Consider the following 11716-nt stretch of genomic DNA (forward strand, 5'->3'; position numbering starts at 1 on the left):
ATGCCGGTGCCCGGCACATCGGTCGATGTGCCGGGCACCGTACGCCCGTAGGGACCCGCTATGCCGGGACGCTCGCCAGGCCGGGAGCCAGGAACTTCTTGCCGTTCACGCGCTCCGAGACACCCTCGCGGTCCAGGTACGGCGTGATGCCGCCCAGGTGGAAGGGCCAGCCGGCGCCCGTGATCAGGCAGAGGTCGATGTCCTGGGCCTCGGCGACGACACCCTCGTCGAGCATGAGCCCGATCTCCTGGGCGACGGCGTCGAGCACACGGTCACGGACCTGCTCCTCGGTCAGGACGACATCGCCCTGCTTCAGCAGCGCGGCGACCTCGGGGTCCAGCTCCGGCTTGCCGGAGTCGTAGACGTAGAAGCCGCGCTTGCCCGCCTTGACGACGGCCGCGAGGTTCGGGGAGACCGTGAAGCGGTCCGGGAAGGCCCGGTTGAGGGTCTCCGAGACATGCAGACCGATCGCGGGGCCGACCAGCTCCAGGAGCACCAGCGGGGACATCGGCAGACCGAGCGGCTCGACGGCCTTCTCGGCGACCTCGACCGGGGTGCCCTCGTCGATGACGTTCTGGATCTCGCCCATGAAGCGGGTGAGGATGCGGTTGACGACGAACGCCGGGGCGTCCTTGACCAGCACCGCGGTCTTCTTCAGCTTCTTGGCCACCGCGAAGGCGGTCGCCAGCGAGGCGTCGTCGGTCTGCTCGCCGCGGACGATCTCCAGGAGCGGGAGGATCGCGACCGGGTTGAAGAAGTGGAAGCCCACGACCCGCTCGGGGTTCTTCAGCTTCGACGCCATCTCCGTCACCGACAGCGAGGAGGTGTTGGTGGCGAGGATCGCGTGCGCCGGGGCGACCGCCTCGACCTCCGCGAACACCTGCTGCTTGACGCCGATCTCCTCGAAGACGGCCTCGATGATGAAGTCGGCGTCGGAGAAGCCCTCGGCCTTGTCCAGCACACCGGTGACCAGGGCCTTGAGGCGGTTGGCCTTGTCCTGGTTGATACGGCCCTTGCCGAGCAGCTTGTCGATCTCGGCGTGGACGTAGCCCACACCCTTGTCGACGCGCTCCTGGTCGATGTCGGTCAGCACGACCGGCACCTCCAGGCGGCGCAGGAAGAGCAGGGCGAGCTGCGAGGCCATCAGGCCCGCGCCGACCACGCCGACCTTGGTGACCGGGCGCGCCAGGTTCTTGTCCGGGGCACCGGCGGGACGCTTGCCGCGCTTCTGCACCAGGTTGAAGGCGTAGATGCCGGCGCGCAGTTCGCCACCCATGATCAGGTCGGCGAGGGCCTTGTCCTCGGCGTCGTAGCCCTGCTGCAGGTCGCCGTTCTTGGCGGCGGCGATGATGTCCAGCGCACGGTAGGCGGCCGGAGCGGCGCCGTGCACCTTGGAGTCCGCGATGAACCGGCCCTTGGCGACGGCCTGGTCCCAGGCCTCACCGCGGTCGATCACGGGACGCTCGACCTCGACGTCGCCCTTCAGCACCTGAGCGGTCCAGATCAGCGACTGCTCCAGGAAGTCCGCACCCTCGAAGATCGCGTCCGCGATACCGAGGTCGAAGACCTGCTGGCCCCCCAGCTGCTTGTTCTGGTTCAGGCTGTTCTCGATGATCACCGAGACGGCCTTGTCGGCGCCGATCAGGTTCGGCAGGATCGTGCAGCCGCCCCAGCCCGGGACCAGACCCAGGAAGACCTCGGGCAGCGAGAACGCCGGGAGCGCCTTCGAGACGGTCCGGTACTTGCAGTGCAGTCCGACCTCGACGCCACCGCCCATCGCGGCACCGTTGTAGTACGCGAAGGTCGGCACCGCGAGGCCCGACAGACGCTTGAAGACCTCGTGGCCGCCCTTGCCGATGGCGAGCGCGTCCTTGTGCTCCTTCAGCAGCTCGACGCCCTTGAGGTCGGCGCCGACCGCGAAGATGAACGGCTTGCCGGTGATGCCGACACCGACGATCTCGCCGGCCGCGGCCTCCTTCTCGACCTGGTCGATGGCGGTGTTCAGGTTCGCCAGCGAGGCCGGGCCGAAGGTGGTCGGCTTGGTGTGGTCGAAGCCGTTGTCCAGCGTGATCAGCGCGAAGCGACCGGCGCCGAACGGGAGGTCGAGGTGGCGTACGTGCGCGGACGTCACGACCTCGTCGGGGAACAGCTCGGCCGCGCCCTTCAGGAGTTCGGTGGTGCTCACTTGTTGCCTCCGGCGTCCTTGTGGTTCGGGTTCTCCCAGATCACCGTGGCGCCCATGCCGAAGCCGACACACATGGTGGTGAGGCCGTAACGGACCTCCGGCTGCTCCTCGAACTGGCGGGCCAGCTGCGTCATCAGACGGACGCCGGAGGAGGCCAGCGGGTGGCCGTACGCGATCGCGCCGCCGTACTGGTTCACGCGGGCGTCGTCGTCGGCGATGCCGTAGTGCTCCAGGAAGGCGAGCACCTGGACGGCGAAGGCCTCGTTGATCTCGAAGAGGTTGATGTCCTCGATCGACAGGCCCGCCTTGGCGAGGGCCTTCTCGGTCGCCGGGATCGGGCCGTAGCCCATGACCTCCGGCTCGACGCCCGCGAAGGCGTACGAGACCAGGCGCATCTTGACCGGCAGGTTGTTCTCGCGGGCGAAGTCCTCGGACGCGATGATCGAGGCGGTCGCACCGTCGTTCAGACCGGCGGCGTTACCGGCGGTGACGCGGCCGTGCACACGGAACGGCGTCTTCAGGCCCTGGAGGTTCTCCAGGGTGGTGCCCGGGCGCATCGGCTCGTCGGCGGTGACCAGGCCCCAGCCCGTCTCACCGGCCTCCGCGTTGGTGCGGCGCACCGAGATCGGCACCAGGTCCTGCTGGATCTTGCCGTTGGCGTACGCCTTGGCGGCCTTCTCCTGCGAGCGCACGGCGTACTCGTCGGCGCGCTGCTTGGTGATCGTCGGGTAGCGGTCGTGCAGGTTCTCCGCGGTCATGCCCATGAACAGCGCGGACTCGTCGACCAGCTTCTCGCTGACGAAGCGCGGGTTCGGGTCCACGCCCTCACCCATCGGGTGGCGGCCCATGTGCTCGACACCACCGGCGATGACGGCGTCGTACGCACCGAAGGCGATCGAACCGGCGGTGGTCGTCACGGCGGTCAGGGCACCGGCGCACATGCGGTCGATGGAGTAGCCCGGGACCGACTGCGGCAGCCCGGCGAGGATGCCGGCCGTGCGGCCGAGGGTGAGCCCCTGGTCACCGATCTGCGTGGTCGCGGCGATGGCGACCTCGTCGATCTTCTTGGGGTCGAGACCCGGGTTGCGGCGCAGCAGCTCCCGGATCGCCTTCACGACGAGGTCGTCGGCACGGGTCTCGTGGTAGATGCCCTTCGGGCCCGCCTTGCCGAACGGGGTACGGACGCCGTCGACGAAGACGACGTCCCTGACGGTACGAGGCACGATGGCTCTCCTCCAGAGGTGCGGGACGCTGAGCGCTTGCTCATAGCCATGCTACTTATGAGTAACGTGGCTGCCCAGTCCTGTCGCCCCGAGCGGCGAAGGTCACATCGAACAGGCGGCGCTGTGGATCCCCGATGCCCGGCGCCGCCCGATGCCGCACGGCCTCCGTCACGGTCGTCACGTCGTCGGTCCACACGGATGTCGGTCCCCGTCAGTCCCCGCCCTAGGCGGACAACGCGGCGACCAGCACCGGCGTCACCTGCTCGACCTGCCAGGTCCGCGCGCCGAGACCCGCCAGCGCCGCACCGACCGAGTCCGCGTCGACGACCTTCGGCGGCTCCCAGCACACCCGCCGCACCGTGTCCGGCGTGATCAGGTTCTCCTGGGGCATGTTCAGCTGCTCGGCCAGGGCGGACACCGCCGCCCGGGCCGCCGACAGACGGGCCGCGGCGGCCGGGTCCTTGTCGGCCCAGGCGCGCGGCGGCGGAGGCCCGGTCACCGGCTGCCCCGGCGCCGGCAACTGCGCCTCCGTCAGGGCCTTCGCACGATCCACCGCGGCCTGCCACTGCTCCAGCTGCCGCCGCCCCATCCGGTTCCCGAACCCGTTCAGGGCAGCCAGCGCGTGCACATTGCTCGGAAGTGAGAGCGCCGCCTCCACAATGGCGGCGTCCCCGAGCACCTTCCCCGGCGACACGTCCCGGCGCTGGGCGATCCGGTCCCGCGTCTGCCACAGCTCCCGCACCACGGCGAGCTGCCGGCGCCGCCGCACCTTGTGCATCCCGGACGTACGCCGCCAGGGGTCCTTGCGGGGCTCCGGCGGCGGAGCCGAGGCGATCGCGTCGAACTCCTGCCGGGCCCACTCCAGCTTGCCCTGCCGGTCCAGCTCCTTCTCCAGCGCGTCGCGCAGATCGACGAGCAGCTCGACGTCCAGCGCCGCATACCGCAGCCACGGCTCGGGCAGCGGGCGGGTCGACCAGTCGACGGCGGAGTGGCCCTTTTCGAGTACGAAGCCGAGGACGTTCTCGACCATGGCGCCGAGGCCGACCCTGGGGAACCCGGCGAGACGTCCCGCGAGCTCGGTGTCGAACAGCCGCGTCGGCACCATGCCTATCTCGCGCAGACACGGCAGGTCCTGAGTGGCCGCGTGCAGCACCCACTCGACGCCGGAGAGCGCCTCACCGAGGCCGGAGAGATCGGGACAGGCCACGGGATCGATCAGCGCGGTCCCGGCGCCCTCGCGGCGCAGCTGGACGAGATATGCCCGCTGTCCGTAGCGGTAGCCGGACGCGCGCTCGGCGTCGACGGCGACGGGTCCTGAACCGGCCGCGAAGGCGGCGACCACCTCGGCGAGCGCGTCCGCGTCGGCGATCACGGGCGGGATGCCCTCGCGCGGCTCGAGCAAAGGGGTCGGCTCCGGGCTCGGTTCTGCGTTCGGCGCCCCCGTAACAGATGTTCCGCCGTCTTCCGGAGGGGCGCCTCCGGTGGTTCGCAGTGAGCTGTCTGCTGCGGTCTCTTGGGCGTCGGTCACGTGTCAAGGGTATCTGTGTATGGACAGCGCCCGCCGACGTAACGTTCCGTCGACGGGCGCCTGGGGGTCGTAAACCAGTCAGGTCGGTGAAAGATCCGGTTCACGACAGGTGGGACACGGGCGGAGAACCAGCGGCCGGTCCTGTTCACGTCCGTGAATGGCGGAGATGTACAGGGGGGAGAGGCGGGGAGGGGAGAGGGAAGAGGGGGAGGGGAGAGGCAAGGGGCAGAGGCGTACGGGTCAGTGGATGATGCCGGTCCGCAGGGCCACCGCCACCATCCCGGCGCGGTCGCCCGTGCCGAGCTTGCGGGCGATGCGGGCGAGGTGGCTCTTGACGGTCAGCGCGGACAGGCCCATCGAAACGCCGATCGCCTTGTTCGACTGGCCCTCCGCGACCAGTCGGAGCACCTCGACCTCGCGGCCGGAGAGCTCGCGGTAGCCACCCGGGTGACTCGGGGCACCCGGGGGGCGGCGGTGCATACGCGCGGCGGCGGATCCGATGGGGGCGGCGCCCGGCCGGGTGGGGAGCCCGACGTTGGTACGGGTGCCGGTGACGACATAGCCCTTGACGCCGCCCGCGAGGGCGTTGCGCACGGCACCGATGTCGTCGGCGGCCGACAGGGCCAGGCCGTTGGGCCAGCCCGCCGCGCGGGTCTCCGAGAGGATGGTGAGGCCGGAGCCGTCGGGCAGGTGGACGTCGGCGACGCAGATGTCGCGGGGGTTGCCGATGCGGGGACGAGCCTCCGCGATGGACGAGGCCTCGATGACGTCACGCACACCGAGCGCCCACAGATGGCGGGTCACGGTGGAGCGGACGCGGGGATCGGCCACGACCACCATGGCGGTCGGCTTGTTCGGGCGGTAGGCGACCAGGCTTGCGGGCTGCTCGAGGAGAACGGACACCAGGCCTCCTGGGGTGCGGGACGGCTTTCAAGGTCACAGTCGTCTTCGGCACCAAACCCGAAGTCCTTTAGGGAAAGATCACGATTTAGTGAGTATCAATTAGTGCAATTCGGACACGCGATCGATCGCGCGATGAACGAATGAGTTCGTTCGCGGCCCTGTTCGTGACCGAAAGTGGCCGTATCGACAAAGTGACGGTCAAGGCGACGGTCGCGGTGCCGGTCAGCGTGCCTGCGGGTCCCGCCGCTGCGGCAGCGTCACGACCGACGCATCACCCGGACCGGCCGGCGGCAGGCCCGCGACCTGGGCCAGCAGATCGCACCAGGAGGACAGGTGGGACGCCGTGTCCGGGACCCCGCCCAGGCCCTCGCGGGGGGTCCAGGAGGCACGGATCTCGATCTGTGAGGCCGCCGGACGCTCCGCCAGACCGCCGAAGTAGTGCGAGCTCGCCCGGGTGACGGTGCCGCTCGCTTCGCCGTACGACAGACTCCGCGCCTGCAGCGCGCCGGTCAGCCAGGACCAGCACACGTCCGGCAGCAGCGGGTCGGCGGCCATCTCCGGCTCCAGTTCCGCGCGCACCAGCGTCACCAGCCGGAAGGCGCCCCGCCAGGCGTCGTGCCCGTCCGGGTCGTACAGCAGCACCAGGCGGCCGTCGGCCAGGTCCTGGTCGCCGTCGACGACGGTCGCCTCCAGCGCGTACGCGAAGGGCGCGAGCCGCTTGGGCGCCGGCGCCGGCTCGATCTCGATCTGCGGCCGCAGCCGCGCGGTCCTCAGCGCGTCGACGGCAGCCCGGAAGGGCAACGGAGGAGGCGTACCGCCGCCATTCCGATCCCCCTCCTTGGTGTCGTCCATTCCGTCAGCGCCGTCCGACAGTCGTCCCTGAGCCGCAGCCATGCGGGGAAGATTAAGGGGAACGGGGGCTTCGCGCAGGGAGGGACACCCGTGCGGGGTCCGCATGTCCGGATAGTGCCCCAAGAACCCCGGCCGTAGCGCCTGCGGCGCCGTGCGAGACTTGCGGTCGTGAGTGCGAACGAGAGCCCCGCGGGCCAGGCCCGGACAGCGACGTACGAATCGGCCTTCCTCAAGGCGTGCAGGCGCGAGCCCGTGCCGCACACGCCGGTGTGGTTCATGCGGCAGGCCGGGCGCTCCCTGCCCGAGTACCGCAAGGTGCGCGAGGGCGTCCCGATGCTCGAGTCCTGCACCCGCCCCGAACTCATCACGGAGATCACCCTCCAGCCGGTGCGCCGGCACGGCGTGGACGCGGCGATCTATTTCAGCGACATCGTCGTCCCGCTCAAGGCCATCGGTATCGACCTGGACATCAAGCCGGGCGTCGGCCCGGTCGTCGCGCACCCGATCCGCACCCGCGCCGACCTGGCCCAGCTGCGTGACCTCACCCCGGAGGACGTCTCGTACGTCACCGAGGCGATCGGCCTGCTGACGCGCGAGCTCGGCCCGACCCCGCTCATCGGTTTCGCCGGTGCGCCTTTCACCCTTGCGAGCTACCTCGTCGAGGGCGGCCCCTCGCGCACGTACGAGAACGCCAAGGCGATGATGTACGGCGACCCCGAGCTCTGGTCCGACCTGCTCGACCGCCTCGCGGAGATCACCTCCGTGTTCCTGAAGGTGCAGATCGAGGCGGGCGCCTCGGCCGTCCAGCTCTTCGACTCGTGGGCCGGCGCCCTCGCCCCGGCCGACTACCGCCGCTCGGTGCTGCCCGCCTCGGCGAAGGTCCTCGACTCCGTCGCCGGGTACGGCGTGCCGCGCATCCACTTCGGTGTCGGCACGGGCGAGCTGCTGCGGCTGATGGGCGAGGCGGGCGCGGACGTCGTGGGCGTCGACTTCCGTGTCCCGCTCGACGAGGCGGCCCGCAGGGTCGGCCCCGGCAAGGCCCTCCAGGGCAACCTCGACCCGACCGTCCTGTTCGCCTCCACGGAGGCCGTCGAGGCCAAGACCCGCGAGGTCCTCGACGCGGCCGCGGGCCTCGAGGGCCATGTCTTCAACCTCGGCCACGGCGTCATGCCGTCCACCGACCCGGACGCACTGACCCGGCTCGTGGAGTACGTCCACACGCAGACGGCCCGCTAGGCATGGACCTCTCCTCGACGGCTCACCATGTGTGCCGGGGCCGCGCCCTCCTGCCGAACACCAGGCCGCGCGGTTCCGGCGGCGGGGGCGTGCCCGGCTTGAGCGGCCAGGCGAGCAGCATGCCCACGATGAAGCCGACGACGTGCGCCGCGTACGCCACCGTCCCCGCCGTGGAGACGCCCTCGCCGGACGAGTACAGGGCCTGCAGCACGAACCAGAAGCCCAGCACCAGCCAGGCCGGCAGTCTCAGCGGCAGGAAGATCAGGAACGGCACGAGGACCCAGACCCTGGCCTTCGGATACAGCACCAGATAGGCGCCCAGGACCCCGGCGATGGCTCCCGAGGCGCCGATCAGCGGGTCGGACGAGTCGGCGTTGACCAGCGCGAAGCCGTACGAGGCGGCGTAACCGCAGACGACGTAGAACAGCGCGTACCTGATGTGCCCCATGCGGTCCTCGACGTTGTTGCCGAAGATCAGCAGGAAGAGCATGTTGCCGAGCAGGTGCAGCCAGCTGCCGTGCAGGAACATCGCGGTGAAGACGGACACGGGCGGCGACTTGTCGTAACTCGGCGGCGCCACCACACAGCCCGCCCCGTGCGCGCCCACCCCTATGTCACCGGTCGGGACCACCCGGGGCATCTGATGGTGGATCAACTCCCTTGGTACGGCCGCGTAGTGGTCCAGGAACGCCTGCAGATGGCACAACTGGGACAGGCTGCTGTCGCCCGCCACGGAACCGGCGAGGCCGGGCGTGGACAGGAAGACGTACACGTTCGCGGCGATCAGTGCGTATGTCACCCAGGGGGTGCGGCGCACCGGGTTCACGTCATGGACGGGTATGACCACAAGGAAGTAGTGCCCCCGGTGGAGCGTGTGAATCGGTGAACGCGGCCACGCGCGCGTGCGTATGTCTCCTCAACCGCCCGCGGCACGGGGAAGGCGGGTCGCGGGGACGACGTGAGGAACAGGCGATGAACGACCGAGTTACTCCTCCGATGCACGCCACGCCCGACGGGGAGGCGGAGCTCTCCTTGGTGGTCAGGTTGCCGTGGGAGGACGTCGCCCGGCTCGGCCAGGAGGCCGGACGGCTGGCTTCGCAGATGCAGCGGCCGGTGACGCTGGACGAGGCGGTGAGTCACCGGTTGCGGTCCGTACGGGGGGCTGCGCATGCGAAGCCGGCGGGGGAGCAGCCTGCGGCTGTCGCTCCTACGGCTTCCGTGTCGTCGTTGCCGCCGCGGCCTCCGGCGGAGCAGGCGCGGCAGGCGATCGAACGGATCAATGGCTCGGCGTAGGGGTTGCGCCGTGCCCCTAAGAGCCTTGCCGTACCGCCGTTGATGCCTTGCGGGCGGCTACGAGTACCGGGTCCCAGACCGGGCTGAACGGCGGTGCGTAGCCCAGGTCCAGGGCTGTCATTTGTTCCACCGTCATGCCGGCCGTGAGGGCGACCGCAGCGATGTCCACTCGCTTGCCGGCGCCCTCGCGGCCGACGATCTGGACGCCGAGGAGGCGGCCCGTTCGGCGTTCGGCGAGCATCTTCACCGTCATCGGGGAGGCGTTCGGGTAGTAGCCGGCGCGGCTGGTGGACTCGATGGTGACCGTCTCGAACTGGAGGCCGGCCCGGCGGGCGTCCTTCTCCCGGAGGCCCGTGCGGGCGATCTCCAGGTCGCAGACCTTCGACACCGCCGTGCCGACGACGCCCGGGAAGGTGGCGTAGCCGCCGCCGACGTTGGTGCCGATGACCTGGCCGTGCTTGTTGGCGTGGGTGCCCAGGGCGATGTGGCGCTCCTGTCCCGAGACCAGGTCGAGGACCTCCACGCAGTCGCCGCCGGCCCAGATGTTCTCGTGCCCGCGCACCCGCATCGACAGGTCGGTGAGCAGGCCCGCGTGGGCGCCGAGGGGCAGCCCGGCCGCCTTGGCGAGCGCCGTCTCCGGGCGTACCCCGATGCCCAGGATCACCACGTCCGCCGGGTACTCGGCGTCCTCCGTGGCCACCGCCCGCACCCGGCCGTCCTCGCCGGTGTGCACCTTGGTGACCTCGGCGTCGTCGACCATGGTGATGCCCATGCCCTCCATGGCCTCGTGCACCAGGCGGCCCATGTCGGGGTCGAGCGTGGACATCGGCTCGCTGCCGCGGTTGACGACGGTCACCTCGTAGCCGCGCTTGATGAGCGCCTCCGCCATCTCCACGCCGATGTACCCCGCCCCGACGACCACCGCGCGCCGGCCACGCGTGCGCGTGAGGGAGTCGATGAGCGCCTGGCCGTCGTCCAGTGTCTGCACGCCGTGCACACCGGGGGCGTCGACGCCCGGCATGTCCGGGCGGATCGGGCGGGCACCGGTCGCGATCACGAGTTTGTCGTACGACGTCCAGGACTCGTCGCCGGAATCGACGTCACGCGCGCGTACCCGGCCGCCCGCCACATCGATCTCGGTGACCTCGGTCCGCATGCGCAGATCGATGTCCCGCGCGCGGTGCTCCTCGGGGGTGCGGGCGATCAGCTGATCCCGTTCGTCGACGTCGCCGCCCACCCAGTACGGGATGCCGCACGCCGAGAAGGAGGTGAAGTGGCCGCGCTCGAACGCCACGATCTCCAGCTCGTCGGGGCCCCGCAGACGGCGTGCCTGCGACGCCGCGGACATCCCCGCGGCGTCGCCGCCGATCACGACCAGTCGTTCCCTCGTAGCGCTCATGTCCATGCGAACACGCTACGGGGGCGCGGCATTTCGGGCCGCGCCCGGTACCGGTCAGTCCTGGTCGTTCTCGCGCGTGCCCGGCGCCTGCGGTGCCGGACGGGCCGTCGGCAGTGGGCCCGGTGCGCCGGTCGCGGGGGCCGGGCGGTGCGGCAGCCGGGGCCGGACGAGCCGCAGCCACACCAACGCGATCAGGGCCGCCACCGCGGCGAACGGCAGCACCGCGCCGAACGCCACCGCGAGCCAGCGCAGCATCGTCAGGAACGCGCCCCAGCCGCCGGCCAGCGCGTCCACGAACCCGGGGCTTTCGTCCTTCGTGTCCGCCTTCACCGGCGTCTCCGAGAGGGACAGGGTGATCGTCGCGAGGCTGGTGCGGTCCTTCAGGGACGACTGCTGGGCGAGCAGTGCCTCCAGGTCGGCCTCCCGGTTGCTCAGCTCGCCCTCCAGCTCCACCACGTCACTGAGCTTGGTGGCCCGGTCCATCAGCTCCCGGACCCGGGCGACGCTCGCCCGCTGCGACTTGATCCGGCTGTCCACGTCGACGACCTGGTCGGTGACGTCCTCGGCCTTCGCGGTGCGGTCGAGGAGCTTTCCCGTGCCCTGGAGGCCGGCGAGGACCTCGTCGTACTTGTCGACCGGCACACGCAGCACGACACGCGTGCGCTCCCGGCCCTTCCCGTCCCGGCTGGTGGTCTCGTCGCCGACGTAGCCGCCCGCGTTCTCGGTGGTGGTGCGGGCCGCGTCGAGTGCCTTCGGTACGTCCTCGACCTGCACGGTGAGCGAGGCGGTACGGATGATGCTGCTCGCGGTGAGCTTCGGCGCCCGCTTGGCCCCGGCGCCGCTCGCGTTCTTCTCGCCGCCCGGCGCGGCGGCCTTGCCGTCGCTCCGGACGGCCTTGCCGGCAGTGCTCCTGCCGCCGGAGTCGGAGGTGCTCCCGCTGCATCCGGTGAGCGCGAGCGCCGCGGCGAGCAGGAGCGCGGCCAGGGCCGGGACAGGTCGTACGGGACGTCGTGCGCGCATGTGGGTGTACCCCCGAGGGTCGTGACGACTGACGCTCCTTCGACGCCCCGAGGGGCCGGGACGTTGGACCGGGACGG

General features: G+C 70.8%; 10 protein-coding genes. 2 read left to right on the forward strand and 8 right to left on the reverse strand.

Annotated features, from left to right (window positions below):
• Positions 1-58 precede the first annotated feature (58 nt).
• From ABD355_RS20075 to ABD355_RS20095, 5 genes are all read right to left on the reverse strand, one after another.
• A complete protein-coding gene (locus tag ABD355_RS20075) occupies positions 59-2185 on the reverse strand; it encodes a 3-hydroxyacyl-CoA dehydrogenase NAD-binding domain-containing protein (RefSeq protein ID WP_344401849.1) in 2127 nt (708 codons plus the stop codon).
• Positions 2182-3408 carry a thiolase family protein gene (locus ABD355_RS20080; protein ID WP_344401850.1) on the reverse strand — a complete coding sequence of 409 codons (1227 nt, stop codon included), beginning with the start codon at positions 3406-3408 and terminating at the stop codon, positions 2182-2184. Before ABD355_RS20080 ends, ABD355_RS20075 begins: the two co-directional genes overlap by 4 nt.
• Positions 3409-3631: 223 nt before the next feature.
• Complete coding sequence (locus tag ABD355_RS20085; protein WP_344401851.1) at positions 3632-4936, reverse strand: HRDC domain-containing protein; 1305 nt, start codon at positions 4934-4936, stop codon at positions 3632-3634.
• A 240-nt stretch (positions 4937-5176) separates the two neighbouring features.
• On the reverse strand, positions 5177-5839 hold the full coding sequence (locus ABD355_RS20090; RefSeq protein ID WP_030939825.1) for a response regulator transcription factor: 663 nt from the start codon (positions 5837-5839) through the stop codon (positions 5177-5179).
• A gap of 222 nt (positions 5840-6061) precedes the next feature.
• Positions 6062-6691: a DUF3000 domain-containing protein gene (locus ABD355_RS20095; RefSeq protein ID WP_344402065.1), complete on the reverse strand. Its 630-nt coding sequence runs from the start codon at positions 6689-6691 to the stop codon at positions 6062-6064.
• 168 nt (positions 6692-6859) lie between these two features.
• Between ABD355_RS20095 and hemE the strand changes: the two genes are divergently transcribed.
• Positions 6860-7927, forward strand: coding sequence for a uroporphyrinogen decarboxylase (gene hemE, locus ABD355_RS20100; protein ID WP_344401853.1), 1068 nt, complete (start codon positions 6860-6862; stop codon positions 7925-7927).
• Between the two features lie 22 nt (positions 7928-7949).
• Here hemE and ABD355_RS20105 read toward each other — a convergent pair whose 3' ends face one another.
• On the reverse strand, positions 7950-8774 hold the full coding sequence (locus ABD355_RS20105; RefSeq protein WP_344401854.1) for a rhomboid family intramembrane serine protease: 825 nt from the start codon (positions 8772-8774) through the stop codon (positions 7950-7952).
• Positions 8775-8899: 125 nt separating this feature from the next.
• On the opposite strand from ABD355_RS20105, the gene ABD355_RS20110 reads away from it, so the two are divergent.
• On the forward strand, positions 8900-9220 hold the full coding sequence (locus ABD355_RS20110) for a hypothetical protein (RefSeq protein ID WP_344401855.1): 321 nt from the start codon (positions 8900-8902) through the stop codon (positions 9218-9220).
• Positions 9221-9236: 16 nt separating this feature from the next.
• On the opposite strand, the gene ABD355_RS20115 is transcribed toward ABD355_RS20110, so the two are convergent.
• Both ABD355_RS20115 and ABD355_RS20120 read right to left on the reverse strand, forming a co-directional pair.
• A complete protein-coding gene (locus ABD355_RS20115) occupies positions 9237-10625 on the reverse strand; it encodes an FAD-dependent oxidoreductase (protein WP_344401856.1) in 1389 nt (462 codons plus the stop codon).
• A gap of 48 nt (positions 10626-10673) precedes the next feature.
• Positions 10674-11639, reverse strand: a complete 966-nt coding sequence (locus ABD355_RS20120) for a DUF4349 domain-containing protein (RefSeq protein ID WP_344401857.1) — start codon at positions 11637-11639, stop codon at positions 10674-10676.
• Positions 11640-11716 lie beyond the last annotated feature (77 nt).

Origin of the sequence: Streptomyces longisporus (genome assembly GCF_039532765.1) — a bacterium.
GTDB classification, from domain to species: Bacteria; Actinomycetota; Actinomycetes; order Streptomycetales; family Streptomycetaceae; genus Streptomyces; species Streptomyces longisporus.